The sequence below is a fragment of the Pseudomonas sp. KH_040 genome, from assembly GCF_057839305.1.
In genome coordinates, this window is record NZ_CM174487.1 from 1868797 (window position 1) to 1884743 (window position 15947).

General features: G+C 60.8%; 17 protein-coding genes. 15 read left to right on the forward strand and 2 right to left on the reverse strand.

Going from position 1 to position 15947, the window contains the following annotated elements; genetic code table 11:
• The first annotated feature begins 11 nt into the window (after nucleotides 1-11).
• The 13 genes from flhF (at nucleotide 12) to AC3IUF_RS08435 (ending at nucleotide 12412) form a co-directional block, all read left to right on the forward strand.
• A complete protein-coding gene (flhF, locus tag AC3IUF_RS08375; RefSeq protein WP_489280865.1) occupies nucleotides 12-1352 on the forward strand; it encodes a flagellar biosynthesis GTPase FlhF in 1341 nt (446 codons plus the stop codon).
• A gap of 116 nt (nucleotides 1353-1468) precedes the next feature.
• Nucleotides 1469-2299, forward strand: a complete 831-nt coding sequence (fleN, locus tag AC3IUF_RS08380; protein ID WP_003222917.1) for a flagellar synthesis regulator FleN — start codon at nucleotides 1469-1471, stop codon at nucleotides 2297-2299.
• Entirely contained in the window at nucleotides 2296-3036 is a 741-nt protein-coding gene (gene fliA, locus AC3IUF_RS08385) for an RNA polymerase sigma factor FliA (protein ID WP_007920004.1), read from the forward strand. The genes fleN and fliA overlap by 4 nt, the downstream gene beginning before the upstream one ends.
• A gap of 166 nt (nucleotides 3037-3202) precedes the next feature.
• Complete coding sequence (locus AC3IUF_RS08390; protein ID WP_161986607.1) at nucleotides 3203-3574, forward strand: chemotaxis response regulator CheY; 372 nt, start codon at nucleotides 3203-3205, stop codon at nucleotides 3572-3574.
• 18 nt (nucleotides 3575-3592) lie between these two features.
• On the forward strand, nucleotides 3593-4381 hold the full coding sequence (locus AC3IUF_RS08395; RefSeq protein WP_007920000.1) for a protein phosphatase CheZ: 789 nt from the start codon (nucleotides 3593-3595) through the stop codon (nucleotides 4379-4381).
• A gap of 54 nt (nucleotides 4382-4435) precedes the next feature.
• Nucleotides 4436-6709: a chemotaxis protein CheA gene (locus tag AC3IUF_RS08400; RefSeq protein WP_007919999.1), complete on the forward strand. Its 2274-nt coding sequence runs from the start codon at nucleotides 4436-4438 to the stop codon at nucleotides 6707-6709.
• Nucleotides 6710-6758: 49 nt separating this feature from the next.
• Entirely contained in the window at nucleotides 6759-7901 is a 1143-nt protein-coding gene (locus tag AC3IUF_RS08405; protein ID WP_489280866.1) for a protein-glutamate methylesterase/protein-glutamine glutaminase, read from the forward strand.
• Nucleotides 7901-8641: a flagellar motor protein gene (locus AC3IUF_RS08410; RefSeq protein ID WP_007919994.1), complete on the forward strand. Its 741-nt coding sequence runs from the start codon at nucleotides 7901-7903 to the stop codon at nucleotides 8639-8641. Before AC3IUF_RS08405 ends, AC3IUF_RS08410 begins: the two co-directional genes overlap by 1 nt.
• Nucleotides 8642-8653: 12 nt before the next feature.
• Nucleotides 8654-9544: a flagellar motor protein MotD gene (gene motD, locus AC3IUF_RS08415; protein WP_007919992.1), complete on the forward strand. Its 891-nt coding sequence runs from the start codon at nucleotides 8654-8656 to the stop codon at nucleotides 9542-9544.
• A 43-nt stretch (nucleotides 9545-9587) separates the two neighbouring features.
• Nucleotides 9588-10376: a ParA family protein gene (locus AC3IUF_RS08420; protein WP_007919990.1), complete on the forward strand. Its 789-nt coding sequence runs from the start codon at nucleotides 9588-9590 to the stop codon at nucleotides 10374-10376.
• A 116-nt stretch (nucleotides 10377-10492) separates the two neighbouring features.
• Complete coding sequence (locus AC3IUF_RS08425) at nucleotides 10493-11443, forward strand: CheW domain-containing protein (protein WP_489280867.1); 951 nt, start codon at nucleotides 10493-10495, stop codon at nucleotides 11441-11443.
• Between the two features lie 90 nt (nucleotides 11444-11533).
• Nucleotides 11534-12019, forward strand: coding sequence for a chemotaxis protein CheW (locus tag AC3IUF_RS08430; RefSeq protein WP_007919980.1), 486 nt, complete (start codon nucleotides 11534-11536; stop codon nucleotides 12017-12019).
• Entirely contained in the window at nucleotides 12020-12412 is a 393-nt protein-coding gene (locus AC3IUF_RS08435) for a DUF2802 domain-containing protein (protein ID WP_007919978.1), read from the forward strand.
• A 97-nt stretch (nucleotides 12413-12509) separates the two neighbouring features.
• Here AC3IUF_RS08435 and AC3IUF_RS08440 read toward each other — a convergent pair whose 3' ends face one another.
• Nucleotides 12510-12839 (reverse strand): EscU/YscU/HrcU family type III secretion system export apparatus switch protein, encoded by a 330-nt coding sequence (locus AC3IUF_RS08440; RefSeq protein ID WP_007919976.1) that lies wholly within the window; start codon nucleotides 12837-12839, stop codon nucleotides 12510-12512.
• Nucleotides 12836-14410: a flagellar hook-length control protein FliK gene (gene fliK / locus AC3IUF_RS08445; RefSeq protein ID WP_095114136.1), complete on the reverse strand. Its 1575-nt coding sequence runs from the start codon at nucleotides 14408-14410 to the stop codon at nucleotides 12836-12838. The genes AC3IUF_RS08440 and fliK overlap by 4 nt, the downstream gene beginning before the upstream one ends.
• A gap of 197 nt (nucleotides 14411-14607) precedes the next feature.
• Here fliK and ccmA point away from each other — a divergent pair, with 197 nt between their 5' ends.
• Both ccmA and ccmB read left to right on the forward strand, forming a co-directional pair.
• Nucleotides 14608-15243, forward strand: a complete 636-nt coding sequence (gene ccmA / locus AC3IUF_RS08450) for a cytochrome c biogenesis heme-transporting ATPase CcmA (protein WP_016987486.1) — start codon at nucleotides 14608-14610, stop codon at nucleotides 15241-15243.
• Nucleotides 15240-15908 (forward strand): heme exporter protein CcmB, encoded by a 669-nt coding sequence (ccmB, locus tag AC3IUF_RS08455; RefSeq protein ID WP_007919970.1) that lies wholly within the window; start codon nucleotides 15240-15242, stop codon nucleotides 15906-15908. The genes ccmA and ccmB overlap by 4 nt, the downstream gene beginning before the upstream one ends.
• Nucleotides 15909-15947: the final 39 nt, after the last annotated feature.

Here is a 15947-nt window from a genome sequence, read left to right on the forward strand (position 1 = left end):
GGTAGTGGTTTATGCAAGTTAAGCGTTTCTTTGCCGCCGATATGCGTCAGGCCATGAAGCTGGTTCGTGATGAGCTGGGCGCTGATGCCGCCATCATTGGCAACCGCCGCATTGCCGGCGGTGTCGAGCTGACGGCGGCACTGGATTACAAATTGTCGGCGCTGGCGCCACGGGTTCCGAACATGGAGCTCGAAGACGAGCTGCGCAAGACCCAGTCGCGCATCGTCACCGCTCAGGCCGAGTTGAGCCTGCGTGGCGAAGCCGATGGCAACAGCAATCGCCAGATTTTCGCTGGCCTGCCGTTGACGGCCGGCCTGCCGCTGACCGCAGCTGAACCGCTGACCGAGCCGACCTACGCCGCTCCGGCGCGTCCAGCCCCGGCACCTGCGCAGTCTTCCGGCGGTGTTGATCCGCGCGCACTGGATTCGATGCGTTTTGAATTGAACAGCCTGCGCGAGCTGATGGAAGTCCAGCTCGGTACCCTGGCCTGGAATCAGCTGCAAGGCAGCCGTCCGGCGCAGGCCAATCTGTATCGCCGTCTGCAACGTATCGGCCTGTCCGGCCCGTTGTCGCGCGATCTGCTGGCGATGATCACCGATATCGAAGAGCCGCGTCAGGCCTGGCGCATGTTGCTCGCGCACCTGGCACGGATGATTGCCGTACCGGAAGTCGAGCCGCTGGAAGAGGGCGGTGTGATTGCCATGGTCGGCCCGGCCGGCATGGGCAAGACCACTACGCTGGCCAAGCTTGCCGCGCGTTATGTGCTGAAATACGGCGCGCAGAATGTCGCGCTGGTGAGCATGGACAGTTTCCGTATCGGCGCTCAGGAACAGCTGAAGACGCTGGGTCGCATTCTCAATGTGCCGGTGACCCACGTCGATCCGGGCCAATCGCTGGTGCAGGTGCTGGATCCACTGCTGCGCAAACGCGTGGTGTTGATCGATACTGCCGGCCTGCAAGCCAGCGATCCAGCCCTGCGCATGCAGCTCGAAAGTCTGGCCGGGCGTGGCATTCGGTCAAAAAATTATCTGGTCTTGGCAACCACCAGCCAGAAACAGGTTCTAACCGCCGCTTATCACAGTTACAAGCGTTGCGGGCTTGCCGGCTGCATCCTGACTAAACTGGATGAAACGGCCAGCCTTGGCGAAGTGTTGAGCCTGGCGATCAGTCATGAATTGCCGGTCGCGTACCTGACCGATGGCCCACGGATTCCGGATGATTTGCATCTGCCGCGTCGTCATCAACTGGTCAGCCGCGCCGTCAGCGTGCAAATGCAGGAAGAACCCAGCGAAGAAGCCATGGCTGACATGTTCGCTGATATCTATCACAGCCCGACCAAGCAGGTAGGCTGAGGTATTCATGAACAGTTTTTGTACCTACATCGATGGTCTGCCATGCATTGTTCCGGTTGTGAACGCGCAGCCAGTAATGTGGCCTCCGTCTATGCAAGACAAGGTAAAGAAATAACATGGGCAGCATGCATCCCGTACAGGTGATCGCGGTGACCGGCGGCAAAGGTGGCGTCGGCAAGACTAACGTGTCAGTGAACTTGTCGCTGGCGCTGGCAGAGCTTGGCCGTCGGGTCATGCTGCTGGACGCCGACCTCGGTCTGGCGAACGTTGACGTATTGTTGGGGCTGACCCCTAAGCGCACGCTGGCCGACGTCATCGAAGGCCGTTGCGAATTGCGCGACGTGCTGTTGCAAGGCCCCGGTGGCATTCGCATCGTGCCGGCGGCGTCCGGCACGCAGAGCATGGTCCACCTGAGCCCGGCGCAACACGCCGGCCTGATCCAGGCGTTCAGCGACATCGGCGACAATCTCGACGTATTGGTGATCGACACCGCTGCGGGTATTGGTGACTCGGTAGTCAGTTTTGTTCGCGCAGCCCAGGAAGTGTTGCTGGTGGTCTGCGACGAGCCGACGTCCATTACCGACGCCTACGCGCTGATCAAATTGCTCAACCGCGATTACGGCATGAACCGCTTCCGCGTCCTCGCCAACATGGCGCAGAGCCCGCAGGAAGGGCGCAACCTGTTCGCCAAGTTGACCAAGGTCACGGATCGCTTCCTTGACGTGGCCCTACAATATGTCGGCGCCGTGCCTTACGACGAAAGCGTGCGTAAAGCGGTGCAGAAGCAGCGTGCGGTGTATGAAGCCTTCCCGCGTTCCAAGTGCGCACTGGCGTTCAAGGCGATCGCGCAGAAGGTCGACACCTGGCCGCTGCCCGCCAACCCGCGTGGCCACCTTGAGTTTTTCGTCGAGCGCCTCGTGCAGCAAACGGCAGGGCCCGTGCTATGACCGCAAGCGGTATGAACTACTACAAGAAGTCGGCACGTGACGCGCAGTACGAACTGATCGAGCGTTACGCGCCACTGGTCAAACGCATCGCCTACCACTTGCTGGCGCGTTTGCCGGCGAGTGTGCAGGTCGAAGACCTGATCCAGGCCGGAATGATCGGTCTGCTCGAAGTCTCGACCAAATATGACGCCAGCAAAGGCGCCAGTTTTGAAACGTACGCGGGCATTCGAATCCGCGGCGCGATGCTCGACGAAGTGCGCAAAGGGGACTGGGCGCCACGCTCGGTTCACCGCAATACCCGTATGGTCAGTGACGCAATTCGCTCAATTGAAGCTAAAACCGGCCGTGACGCTAAAGATCACGAGGTTGCAGCCGAACTCCAATTGAGTCTCGACGATTACTACGGGATTTTGAATGACACCTTGGGCAGCCGCCTGTTCAGTTTCGACGACCTGCTGCAGGACGGCGAACACGAAGGGCTGCACGAGGATGGCGCGAGTGCTCATCTTGAGCCGTCGCGCGATCTGGAAGATGAACGTTTCCAGGCTGCGTTGGCGGACGCGATTGCCAATTTGCCGGAGCGTGAGCGACTGGTGTTGGCGCTGTACTACGACGAAGAGCTGAACCTCAAGGAAATCGGTGAAGTCCTTGGCGTCAGTGAATCGCGGGTCAGCCAGTTACACAGCCAGTGCGCGGCCCGTTTGCGGGGGCGTTTGGGGGAGTGGCGAGCGCGCTGAAGGCGGTGTGGGGACACTGCGAACGAGGCTGGTGCGGTGATGAACGGCACCGGTCTTGCTCTGTTGTGCTCCAGACAGTCTTCGAGTGCTAAGCCGATTGATTGAAGTGGCGCGTCCAGGTGCTGGGCGCGTTTAAGACTGCTTGGAGGTCGAATTGAACAAAGACATGAAAATCCTCATCGTTGATGACTTCTCAACGATGCGGCGGATCATCAAGAACCTGCTGCGTGATCTTGGGTTCACCAACACCGTCGAGGCTGACGATGGCGTGACTGCCATTCCAGTGCTCAACAGCGGCAGCATCGACTTTCTGGTAACGGACTGGAACATGCCGGGCATGACCGGTATCGACCTGCTGCGCCACGTGCGTGCCGATGAAAAGCTCAAGCACCTGCCAGTGCTGATGGTGACTGCAGAAGCCAAGCGCGAGCAGATCATTGAAGCCGCTCAGGCCGGTGTAAACGGCTACGTAGTCAAACCTTTCACGGCTCAGGCGTTGAAAGACAAAATCGAGAAGATTTTCGAACGCATCGGCTGATGAACGCGCGGGGGAGCTATGGAGCATAACGAATCTTCACAGGGCGATTTCGAGTCGACCCTGAAAAAACACGCGGTCGAACTGGTCGAAAGCCTTGAAAAAGGCAGGTTCGGCGACGCTGTGCAACTGATCCATGAGCTCAATCAGACCCGTGACCGTGGCCTGTACCAGGAAGTGGGCAAGCTCACACGTGAACTGCACAGTGCGATCGTCAACTTCCAGATCGACCCGAACATGCCGCAGGCCGAGGAAGTGTCGCAAATCACCGACGCCACCGAACGCCTGGGCTATGTGGTCAAGCTGACAGAGGCCGCGGCCAACCGCACCATGGATCTGGTGGAAAGCGCCACGCCGGTGGTCAATAGTCTGGCTGATGAAGCCCAGACCTTGAGCGCTGATTGGGGCCGCTTCATGCGTCGCGAGGTCGGGGCTGAAGAGTTCCGTGAACTGGCGCGCCGGGTCGACGGTTTTCTGTCACGCAGCAGCACGGACAACCGTGCGGTGTCGAGCAATCTCAACGACATCCTGCTGGCCCAGGATTACCAGGACCTGACCGGTCAGGTGATCAAGCGTGTGACCCAACTGGTCACCGAAGTCGAAAGCAATTTGCTCAAACTCGTGCTCATGGCCAGTCAGGTCGACCGCTTTGCGGGCATCGAACATGACCGCGCCGCGATGCTTGCAGAAAAAGATCCACAAAAACATCTCTCGCAGGGTGAAGGTCCGCAGATTCATGCCGATAAACGAGAAGACGTTGTGTCCGGTCAGGACGATGTGGACGATTTGTTATCCAGCCTCGGGTTCTAGAGTTTTGGAATTTTAGGTTTTTTGGGTTTTTAGACCTGTAGGAGCACCCCATTAATGAGCTTCGGCGCCGATGAAGAGATCCTTCAGGATTTCCTGGTTGAGGCCGGCGAGATTCTTGAGCAACTGTCCGAACAACTGGTCGAGCTGGAAAGCCGTCCGGATGACGCAGATCTGCTCAACGCAATTTTTCGCGGTTTCCACACTGTAAAAGGGGGCGCCGGCTTCCTTCAGCTCAATGAGCTGGTGGAGTGCTGTCACATCGCCGAAAACGTGTTCGACATCCTGCGCAAGGGTGAGCGTCGCGTTGATGCAGAACTGATGGACGTTGTCCTCGAAGCACTGGACGCGGTGAACAGCATGTTCAGCGAAGTCCGCGAGCGTGCTCCGATCACCGCCGCCACGCCGGAGCTGCTGGCCGCCCTGGCGCGCCTGGCCGAACCGCAAGCGGCGGACGCAGCCCCGGCTTCGCCGGTGGCCGAGATGATCGAAGAACTGGTCGTTGAAGGCGATTCCTCGGGCGACATCACTGATAACGAATTCGAGCAACTGCTGGACTCGCTGAACGCCGTCAAGGCCGAAGCCGAAGCCCCGGCCGCTGCTGCCCCTGCGCAAACGGCCGCTGAAGCCGCGAGCGATGAAATCACCGATGCCGAGTTCGAGTCATTGCTCGATCAGTTGCACGGCAAAGGCCAGTTCGCGGTGGACGCGGTTGCGCCAGTTGCGGCAGCTGCTGCGGCACCGGCCAAGGGCGACAGCTCAGACATCACCGACGACGAATTCGAAGCACTGCTCGATCAGTTGCATGGCAAGGGCAACTTTGCCGTCGATGCGCTGGAGTCGGCGATTGCCTCGGCACCGGCGCCTGCTGCTCCAGCGGCGGCTGCTGCCGGCAGCGATCTGATCAGCGATCACGAGTTCGAATCGCTGCTCGACGAATTGCATGGCAAAGGCAAGTTCACTGACGTTGGTGCCGCGACTGCCGGCGCCGCTTCGACGGTGGCTGCGCCTGCCGCCAAGGCTGCGGCCGCTCCCGCTGCTGCGCCGAAAGCCGCGCCCAAGCCTGAGCCAAAAGCCGAAGCGCCAAAACCGGCTGCCGCTGCTGCACCGGCTCCGGCCCGTGCGCCGGCGACACCGCCACCGGAAAAACCGGCGAGCGAAGCCGAAACCACCGTGCGTGTCGACACGGCACGTCTCGACGAAATCATGAACATGGTCGGCGAGTTGGTGCTGGTGCGTAACCGTCTGGTGCGCCTGGGCCTGAACAGCGGCGATGAAGCCATGCAAAAGGCCGTGTCGAACCTCGACGTGGTCACGGCTGACTTGCAGACCGCGGTGATGAAGACGCGGATGCAGCCGATCAAGAAGGTCTTCGGGCGCTTCCCGCGTCTGGTTCGTGACCTCGCACGTCAGCTGAAGAAAGAGATCAACCTGGAACTGGTGGGTGAAGAAACCGACCTCGACAAAAACCTTGTCGAGGCCCTGGCCGACCCGCTGGTCCACTTGGTGCGCAACGCCGTCGACCACGGCATCGAGTCGCCAGAAGAACGCGAAGCGTCGGGCAAGGCCCGTGGTGGTCGCGTGGTGCTGGCAGCCGAGCAAGAGGGCGACCATATCCTGCTGTCGATTTCCGATGACGGCAAAGGCATGGACCCGAATGTCCTGCGTGCCATCGCGGTAAAACGCGGTGTGATGGACAAGGACGCGGCCGATCGCCTCAGCGATACCGAGTGCTACAACCTGATTTTCGCCCCGGGTTTCTCGACCAAGACCGAGATCTCCGACGTGTCCGGCCGCGGTGTCGGCATGGACGTGGTGAAGACCAAGATTTCCCAGCTCAACGGCTCGATCAACATCTACTCGACCAAGGGCCAGGGCTCGAAGATCGTCATCAAGGTGCCGCTGACCCTCGCGATCATGCCAACCCTGATGGTCATGCTCGGCAATCAGGCGTTTGCGTTCCCGCTGGTCAACGTCAACGAAATCTTCCACCTCGACCTGTCGACCACCAACGTCGTCGACGGTCAGGAAGTGGTGATCGTGCGGGACAAGGCGCTGCCATTGTTCTACCTCAAGCGCTGGCTGGTCAGCTCCGCCGCTCACGAAGAGCAGCGTGAAGGCCACGTGGTGATCCTTTCGGTGGGCACGCAGCGGATCGGCTTTGTCGTCGATCAACTGGTCGGTCAGGAAGAAGTGGTCATCAAGCCATTGGGCAAAATGCTGCAGGGCACTCCGGGCATGTCCGGCGCCACCATTACCGGTGACGGCCGCATCGCGCTGATTCTCGATGTTCCAAGCATGCTCAAGCGTTACGCCGCACGGCGTATTTGAATCCGGGGCGGCGGGGCGACAACGTCCCGCTGCACCTAATGGAGTGTTTATGGCAGTCAAAGTCCTGGTGGTGGACGATTCGGGTTTTTTCCGCCGCCGCGTCTCGGAAATTCTTTCAGCGGATCCGAGCATTCAGGTGGTCGGCACCGCCACCAACGGTAAAGAGGCGATCGATCAGGCGCTGGCGCTCAAGCCGGACGTGATCACCATGGACTACGAGATGCCGATGATGGACGGCATCACGGCAGTGCGGCACATCATGCAGCGCTGCCCGACCCCGGTGTTGATGTTCTCCTCGCTGACGCACGAAGGCGCCCGGGTCACCCTGGATGCGCTGGACGCCGGTGCGGTGGATTTCCTGCCGAAGAATTTCGAAGACATCTCGCGTAACCCGGAGAAGGTCAAGCAGTTGCTGTGCGAAAAGGTGCATAGCATCTCGCGCAGTAACCGTCGTTTCAGTGCTTACAGTGCGCCGGCTCCAGCCGCAGCACCGACGCCTGCTCCGGCGCCATCCAGCTTCAGCAGCCACAGCACCAGCGCACCGGCACGTCCGACACCCGCGCCTGTGCATGCACCTGCTCCAAGCCGTACTCCGGCCGCCAGCGCTTCGTCGCCGGCACCGAAACGCAAAGCCTACAAACTGGTTGCCATCGGTACGTCGACGGGCGGCCCGGTGGCGCTGCAACGCGTGCTGACTCAGTTGCCAGCGAATTTCCCCGCGCCGATCGTGCTGATCCAGCACATGCCGGCGGCATTCACCAAGGCATTTGCCGAACGTCTCGACAAGCTCTGCCGCATCAGCGTCAAGGAAGCCGAGGATGGCGACATCCTGCGTCCGGGCCTGGCGTTGCTCGCGCCGGGTGGCAAGCAAATGATGATCGACGGCCGTGGCGCGGTGAAAATCCTCCCGGGCGACGAACGTCTGAACTACAAGCCGTGCGTGGACATCACTTTCGGTTCGGCGGCGAAATCCTACGGCGACAAAGTTCTGGCGGTGGTGTTGACCGGCATGGGCGCCGACGGCCGTGAAGGCGCACGTCTGCTCAAGCAGGGCGGCAGCGCGGTGTGGGCGCAGGACGAAGCCAGTTGCGTGATCTACGGCATGCCGATGGCCATCGTTAAAGCTGACCTCGCTGACGCGGTGTATAGCCTCGACGACATCGGCAAACACATTGTCGAGGCGTGTCTCTGATGGATGTTTTAAGCCTTATCGGGATCATCATGGCGTTCGTCGCCATCATCGGCGGTAACTACCTTGAAGGTGGTCACCTCGGTGCGCTGGCCAACGGCCCGGCGGCATTGATCGTACTGGGCGGCACCGTCGGTGCCGCACTGCTGCAATCGCCGATGAGCGCGTTCAAACGCGCCATGCAGATCCTCGCCTGGATTCTGTTTCCGCCACGGGTCGATCTGGCCGGTGGCATCGATCGCGTCGTCAACTGGAGCCTCACCGCGCGCAAGGAAGGCCTGCTGGGCCTGGAAGGCGTGGCGGATGCCGAACCGGACAACTACTCGCGCAAAGGCCTGCAACTGCTGGTCGACGGTGCTGAGCCGGAAGCGATTCGCAGCATCCTCGAAGTGGATTTCTACACCCAGGAAGCCCGCGACATCGAGGCGGCGAAAGTCTTTGAAAGCATGGGCGGCTACGCGCCGACCATCGGCATTATCGGTGCGGTGATGGGCCTGATTCACGTGATGGGCAACCTCGCCGATCCGACGCAACTGGGCAGCGGCATCGCCGTGGCGTTCGTCGCGACCATTTACGGCGTGGCCAGTGCCAACCTGGTGTTGCTGCCGGTGGCGGCGAAGCTGAAGTCAATCGCGTTGCGGCAGTCGCGTTATCGCGAAATGTTGTTGGAAGGGATCCTGTCGATCGCCGAAGGTGAAAACCCTCGCTCCATTGAGTTGAAGCTGCAAGGCTTCATGGATTAAGGGAATAACCTCATGGCTCGTCGTCGCCACCAGGAAGAACACGTCAATCACGAGCGCTGGCTCGTGTCCTACGCGGATTTCATCACGCTACTGTTCGCGTTCTTCGTGGTGATGTACTCGATTTCGTCGATCAACGAAGGCAAGTACAAAGTCATTTCCGAAGCGCTGATCGGGGTCTTCACCGACTCCGACCGCTCGCTCAAACCGATCCCGATTGGTGATGAACGACCGAAGACCGTGACCCCGGCCAAGCCGCTGGTCAAGGACGCCGAACAGGTCGACGCCGGTATCGCTGGCGCCAGCGATCCACTGAAAAGCATTGCCGATGACATCAGCGCCGCCTTCGGTGACTTGATCAGCTCTAATCAGATGACCGTGCGTGGCAACGAACTGTGGGTCGAGATCGAACTCAACTCCAGCCTGTTGTTCGGCAGCGGTGACGCCATGCCAAGCGACATCGCCTTCAACATCATCGACAAGGTCGCGGCGATTCTGAAGCCGTTCGATAACCCGATCCACGTCGAAGGTTTCACCGATGATCAGCCGATCCGCACCGCGCAGTACCCGACCAACTGGGAGCTGTCTTCCGCGCGTTCAGCGAGCATCGTGCGCATGCTGGCGATGCAGGGTGTCAATCCTGGCCGCCTGGCCTCGGTCGGTTACGGTGAGTTCCAGCCGGTCGCCAATAACGCCACCGCTGAAGGCCGTGCGAAAAACCGTCGTGTGGTGCTGGTGGTGTCGCGCAATCTCGATGTGCGCCGCAGCCTCACGGGCACCGGAACCGCCAATGCGCAACCGGACGCTGCATTGAAGCGGGCTGGCACACAAACTGCACCGACCCCGGTCAAGACGCCGGGACGCGAGAGTGCCGTCAATTCTCCGTCACCCGCATTAACACGCTGAGCTATGTCTCGGTCGAGCATATCGGCCGGGAGGAACGAACCGAATGAGAGTCTGGGCAGTCGCCAATCAAAAGGGTGGTGTCGGTAAAACCACATCTTCCATCGCTTTAGCCGGATTGCTGGCCGAGGCGGGCAAGCGCGTGGTTGTGGTCGATCTCGACCCGCACGGCTCGATGACCAGCTATTTCGGCTACGACCCCGACAGCCTGGAACACAGCAACTACGACCTGTTTCTGCACAAGGGCAGCGTGCCGCAAGGCCTGCCGGGGCAGCTGCTGTTGTCGACCAGTGACGAACGTATTTCGCTGCTGCCATCGAGCACCGCGCTGGCAACCCTTGAGCGTCAGTCGCCGGGGCAGAGTGGCCTGGGTCTGGTAATCGCCAAGAGTCTGGCGCAGCTGTGGCAGGACTTCGATTACGCGGTGATCGACAGCCCGCCGTTGCTCGGCGTACTGATGGTCAACGCCCTGGCGGCGAGCCAGCAACTGGTGATCCCGGTGCAGACCGAGCATCTGGCCGTCAAAGGTCTGGAGCGCATGGTCAACACCCTGGCGATGATCAATCGTTCGCGCAAACAGGCGTTGCCGTTCAGCATCGTGCCGACCCTGTTCGATCGCCGTACGCAGGCATCGATGCATACCTTGCGTGTGCTGCGCGACAAATTCCCAGAAGAGATCTGGCAGGGTTATATCCCGGTCGATACCCGTCTGCGCGACGCCAGCCGGGCCGGCGTAACGCCTTCGCAATTCGACGGCAAGAGCCGTGGCGTGCTGGCGTATCGTGCGCTGCTCAAGCACCTGTTGGCGCAACAACTTGTTCCGCAGGTGGCTTGAATGACGTTGAACCTTGTAGGAGCTGCCGCAGGCTGCGATCTTTTGATCTTGCTTTGTGGCGCGCCTGAAAAGATCAAAAGATCGCAGCCTGCGGCAGCTCCTACAGGGGACTGTGCATGAACCGGCCTTTGAAGTTGACGTCGAAGCCGCAGTTGGCCTTGCAGTCGTATCTGGACAGTTTGCTCCAGGAAATTCCTGACGCGTTGCCGACGCCAGTCGAAGTTGTCGAAGAAAGTACCGAGGCGCTGGACGAGTTCCAGGCAGCGGTACTGGAAGAGCAGGCGCGTGACGCGCAGAAAGCGGCCAGGCCTGCTGCGCCGGTTGCCGCGCCTGCCGTTGCAGCGGTTGCCAAAGCGCCGGTGGCTTTGATCGAGGAAGCAGCGCCGGTTCGTGCATCGGTCTCGACGCTCGCTCCGCTGCTGCAAACCCAATTGCTGAAAACCGCGCCGGAACCGGCCGTGGTCGAACCAGCTCCGGCACCCGTCGCACCCGCACCCGTCGAGCAAACGCTGGTCCCGCCGCTGGTGGAAGTGCATCTGCCGCCGAACAACACGCCGCCACCGGTGGAAACCGACGGCCGTCCGGCGTGGGCCTCGGAAGCCTTCGAATGCCTGCTGTTCGACGTCGCTGGCCTGACCCTGGCCGTGCCGCTGGTGTGCCTCGGCTCGATCTATTCGCTGGCCGGCCATGAGCTGACGCCGCTGTTCGGTCAGCCGGAGTGGTTCCTCGGGATCCTGCCGAGCCAGGCCGGCAACCTGAAAGTGCTGGACACCGCGCGCTGGGTCATGCCCGATCGCTATCGCGATGACTTCCGTCAGGGCCTGCAGTACGTGATTTCGGTACAAGGTTACGAGTGGGGCTTGGCGGTGCATCAGGTCAGTCGCTCGTTGCGTCTGGACCCGAATGAAATCAAATGGAGAAGTCACCGGGGTCAGCGGCCATGGCTCGCCGGCACCGTGATTGAGCACATGTGTGCATTGCTTGACGTTTCCGCACTGGCCGAGTTGATCGCCAGCGGTGGGGCAAAGCACCTCGGCGGCCACAAGCCGCTACATAAACCGACATAGCTGCCGACATAACAATCAGGCGACGGCATTGTTGAATGCCGCCACACAGAACACACACCGCTCAGAGCGGTTTTTTCGAGGGGTCAGGGTATGAGTAGTCAGGCGACGAATGCAAAAGGTTCTGAAGATCCGATCCTGCAATGGGTAACCTTCAAACTGGACAACGAAACCTACGGCATCAACGTGATGCGCGTTCAGGAAGTGCTGCGCTACACCGAGATCGCTCCAGTGCCAGGTGCACCGAGCTACGTGCTGGGCATCATCAACCTGCGCGGTAACGTGGTCACCGTGATCGACACCCGTCAGCGCTTCGGCCTGAACAGCGGCGAGATCAGCGACAACACCCGTATCGTCATCATCGAAGCCGATAAGCAAGTCGTCGGCATCATGGTCGACAGCGTGGCCGAAGTGGTTTACCTGCGTCAGTCGGAAATCGAGACGGCGCCAAACGTCGGCAACGAAGAATCGGCCAAGTTCATCCAGGGCGTGTGCAACAAGAACAACGAGTTGCTGATCCTGGTCGAGCTGGACAAGATGATGAGCGAAGAAGAATGGTCGGACCTGGAGAATATCTGATTGATTCTCGAGGTCGCGGTCATTGTCCTGTTCCTCTTCTGGGCAGGCACGCTGGCAATGTTTGTGTCGTACATCAAGGCGCAGCGCGTCATCGCTGCGCAACAGGCCCAGGGCGATGCGCTGCGTGATCAGCGCATCAAGGAACTGGCCAAGCGTGTCGACGATTACCAGAACGGCAATGTGCGCATGGGCGACGCCCTGCACGAGTTGCGCGCGGTGGTGAGTCCGTTGCCGGACAAGATTGTCGCGCTTGAACAACGCGACCCGTCGAGCCTGTCATTCGCCCAGGCGGCGAAACTGGTAGGCATGGGCGCAAGCGTCGATGAACTGACTCAGTCCTGCGGGTTGACCCAGGCTGAGGCGGAGTTGATGCGCAAGCTTCACAAGAACTAGAAGCAAGATCAAAAGATCGCAGCCTTCGGCAGCTCCTACAGGGAAACGCATTCCAATGTAGGAGCTGCCGAAGGCTGCGATCTTTTGCTTTTAAGGCTTAATAATCATCGCCGCGATCAGTGATGTCCTTCTCGACCATCGGCGCATTCGGGTCCTGCCCCTCGGGGAATTTGCCCTTCAGATTCCACGCAAACGCGATGATCTCGGCGATGGTGCGATACAGCTCTTCGGGAATGCTGTCGCCCAGTTCCATCCTCGCCAGCAAGCGCACCAATTCAGCATTCTCATAGATCGGCACTTCGCAATCACGAGCAATGCGCAGGATTTCTTCGGCCAGTTCATCATCACCCTTGGCGGTGAGGGTCGGGGCGTGGTTGCCGTCGTACTTGAGGGCGATGGCCTGGCGTGGGGCAGTGGAATCGTTCATGCGGTTTCGTCGACCCAGCGGTGTTCGAGGCGGGTTTGGTTGCCTTGCGGCGGGGTGCCGAGGTGGCAGTCGATGTCGCCAACGTTGAGCCCGCGATCGAGCAGGCGCTGGCGCAGGGCGAACAGGTTGTTGCCGATCAGGTCCGCGGTGTACGGCCGTTCGGCCCACAGTTGGCTGGACAGGCTGCCGGCGATCAACTGCGCCTGAATCTGCATCGGCCCGAGCGGTTCCATGTCGAACGCCAGATCGACGCGCCACAGTTGTTGCTTGGGCTCGCGCTCGTCACGGCGCTCGTTCGGTTGCGGTTCGCGCTCCGGCGCTTCTTCACGCTGGAACTTGACCTGTAACGGCACGATGTCCTGCAGGTTGCGCATGGGGATTTCCAGCTGCCAGGTGCTGAGCAGACGCCCGTCGTCGGTGACGCCGGTCTGCTCCAGGCTCGACAGTTGATGGCTTTGCAGGCGCGAAACCGCGGCAGCAGCGAGGCGCAGCAATTGCTCCAGATCGCCTTCGCCGTCCTGACTTTGCAGCAAACGCTCGGGCAGCGGGAAGCTGCTGGGCACCGGTTTGGCGCTGACCTGGCCGAGCATGCCGAGGGCGTTACGGACGAAGCTCGGCAGCGCTTGCGCCAAGGTGTTGGCGGCGATGATCGCGTTGAAACTGGTGCTGCTCGGCAGGCCCGGGGTCAGTTGTGCGATCAGCTTGAGCAGATCGGCTTTCATGTCCGGAGCCAGCGTCGGGTTCTGGCCGGTCAGCAGTTTTGCTTCGAGGAACGCGCCGCTGTTGGCCAGCGCCAGCGCGACGCCTTTGGCGGTGCTCAGTTGTTGCACGTCTGGCAGGCTGGCAAGGAGTTTGTCGACCACCGCGCGCAAATCCTGCGATGTCTGATCGGTATCGCTCGGCAGATTTTGCAAAGCATTCAGCAACCCTGTCAGGGATGCCTGACGACTTTGCTGGCCGAGCAGTTGCTGACTGACGGCCAGTTGTTCCTGGCGGCTGCTCATCGGCAGAAACTTGAGGGTTTGTGAGTCTTCCACCAACGCCGACAGCAAGGTGCCAATGCGCAGCGGCTGCGGGCTGTCGATGGTCAATGTGCTGCCGCTCTGTGCGGTGTTGAGCAGGCTGACCAGCGAGCGGAACACCGCTGCCTGCCCCGGCGTCTGCGGTAGCGCCTGCGAGGTCAGCACTTTGCCTTGCAGCAGCGTGCCGACCGGCAATTGCGCGGTGTCGATGCGGGTGAGGGTGGCGACGCTGCTGGCAATCGCCTGCTGCACGGTAATCGCCAGGTTGCCCGCCGAGGGCTGGGTGATCGCCAGGCTGGTGCCTTGCGGCAACGGCAGATTGCTGGTCGCCTGCACGGTGGTCTGGCGTCCGCCGTCGACGGTCACCTTGAGCAATAACTGAAAGGTCTGGTCCGCCTGCTTGAGCGACAACACCTCGGCCTTGGCGCTTTGCCCGGCGCCGATCAGGCCTTCGACCGGGGTCAGCAGCTTGAGCAGCTCACCGACCTGCGGGCGAACGGTCGCCGGGGTGGTGGGCGGGAGCGGGAGGATGTTCATTTCGCCTGTCATACGCGGACACAACCTGAGGAAATTGCACTCTTGAGAGTAAGGCACGACATGTATAATGCCGCCCGTCTTGCGCTTCGAATAAAAAACATAGCAATTGTTTGACCCAGCTCTCTAGATCGAGCCGTCAATGCATCTATGCTGCATCTCTTTAACGGCCGCGCCAGAGCCGACTTGAACCGTATAAGGCCCGTGATCCCTTGACCAGTCCTGTCCTGCAAACCGTTGCCCTCGCGTGTGAACGTGATCTGCGGCTGCTCTTCGAAAATCTCGAATTGAGACTCGCCAGTGGCGATATGGTGCAGATCAGCGGACCCAACGGCAGCGGCAAGACCAGCCTGTTACGCCTGCTATCCGGGTTGATGCAGCCGACCGCCGGGCAAGTCCTGCTCAATGGCCAGCCGCTGACCGAACAACGCAGCGAACTCGCACGCAACCTGCTGTGGATCGGCCACGCCGCCGGGATCAAGGATTTGCTGACCCCGGAAGAGAATCTGTCGTGGCTCTGCGCCCTGCATCATCCCGCCGAACGCGAGGCCATCTGGCAAGCGCTGGCAGCTGTAGGATTGCGCGGTTTCGAAGATGTTCCCTGCCATAGCCTGTCCGCCGGTCAGCAGCGCCGCGTGGCGCTGGCACGCTTGTATCTCGACAGCCCGCCGCTGTGGATTCTCGATGAGCCGTTCACCGCGCTGGACAAGCAAGGCGTGGCGCAGCTCGAAGAACATCTGGCCGGGCACTGCGAACGCGGTGGTCTGGTGGTGTTGACCACGCACCACACGCTGAGCCGGATGCCGGCCGGTTATCGCGACATCGATCTGGGGAACTGGGCAGTATGAGTGTGTTTGGCCTGCTGGTTGCCCGTGAATCCCGATTGCTGTTTCGCCGCCCGGCGGAACTGGCCAATCCACTGATTTTCTTCGCCATCGTCATCGCATTGTTCCCGCTGGCCGTCGGCCCGGAAACTCAAGTGTTGCAAAACCTGTCCCCCGGGTTAGTCTGGGTGGCGGCGCTGTTGTCGGTCCTGCTCTCGCTGGACGGGCTGTTCCGCAGTGATTTCGAAGACGGATCGCTGGAACAGTGGGTCCTTTCGTCGCACCCGCTGCCACTTCTGGTCTTGGCCAAGGTGCTGGCACACTGGCTTTTCTCCGGTCTGGCACTGGTTCTGCTCTCACCGCTGCTGGCGTTGATGCTCGGTTTGCCTGCCGCCTGTCTGCCGGTTTTGCTGCTTTCGTTGCTGCTGGGAACACCGGTGCTGAGCTTGCTCGGCGCGGTGGGCGCGGCGCTGACGGTCGGTTTGAAGCGTGGCGGCCTGTTGCTGGCGCTGCTGATTTTGCCGTTGTACATCCCGGTGTTGATCCTTGGCAGTGGCGCCTTGCAGGCCGCTCTACAAGGCATGCCGGCGACCGGGTATCTGCTGTGGCTGGGTAGCCTGACCGCCCTGGCGATCACCCTGACACCGTTTGCAATAGCTGCTGGCCTGAAGATCAGCGTCGGCGAATAATGAGGTCTGGTTAAAATTTAACCAGCAAAGACCCTGAGA

Bases quoted from the DNA above. Each gene is read 5' to 3' on its own strand.
- flhF (WP_489280865.1), top strand. From the start codon at position 12: ATGCAAGTTAAGCGTTTCTTTGCCGCCGATATGCGTCAGGCCATGAAG.
- fleN (WP_003222917.1), top strand. From the start codon at position 1,469: ATGGGCAGCATGCATCCCGTACAGGTGATCGCGGTGACCGGCGGCAAA.
- fliA (WP_007920004.1), top strand. From the start codon at position 2,296: ATGACCGCAAGCGGTATGAACTACTACAAGAAGTCGGCACGTGACGCG.
- AC3IUF_RS08390 (WP_161986607.1), top strand. From the start codon at position 3,203: ATGAAAATCCTCATCGTTGATGACTTCTCAACGATGCGGCGGATCATC.
- AC3IUF_RS08395 (WP_007920000.1), top strand. From the start codon at position 3,593: ATGGAGCATAACGAATCTTCACAGGGCGATTTCGAGTCGACCCTGAAA.
- AC3IUF_RS08400 (WP_007919999.1), top strand. From the start codon at position 4,436: ATGAGCTTCGGCGCCGATGAAGAGATCCTTCAGGATTTCCTGGTTGAG.
- AC3IUF_RS08405 (WP_489280866.1), top strand. From the start codon at position 6,759: ATGGCAGTCAAAGTCCTGGTGGTGGACGATTCGGGTTTTTTCCGCCGC.
- AC3IUF_RS08410 (WP_007919994.1), top strand. From the start codon at position 7,901: ATGGATGTTTTAAGCCTTATCGGGATCATCATGGCGTTCGTCGCCATC.
- motD (WP_007919992.1), top strand. From the start codon at position 8,654: ATGGCTCGTCGTCGCCACCAGGAAGAACACGTCAATCACGAGCGCTGG.
- AC3IUF_RS08420 (WP_007919990.1), top strand. From the start codon at position 9,588: ATGAGAGTCTGGGCAGTCGCCAATCAAAAGGGTGGTGTCGGTAAAACC.
- AC3IUF_RS08425 (WP_489280867.1), top strand. From the start codon at position 10,493: ATGAACCGGCCTTTGAAGTTGACGTCGAAGCCGCAGTTGGCCTTGCAG.
- AC3IUF_RS08430 (WP_007919980.1), top strand. From the start codon at position 11,534: ATGAGTAGTCAGGCGACGAATGCAAAAGGTTCTGAAGATCCGATCCTG.
- AC3IUF_RS08440 (WP_007919976.1), bottom strand. From the start codon at position 12,839: ATGAACGATTCCACTGCCCCACGCCAGGCCATCGCCCTCAAGTACGAC.
- fliK (WP_095114136.1), bottom strand. From the start codon at position 14,410: ATGACAGGCGAAATGAACATCCTCCCGCTCCCGCCCACCACCCCGGCG.
- ccmB (WP_007919970.1), top strand. From the start codon at position 15,240: ATGAGTGTGTTTGGCCTGCTGGTTGCCCGTGAATCCCGATTGCTGTTT.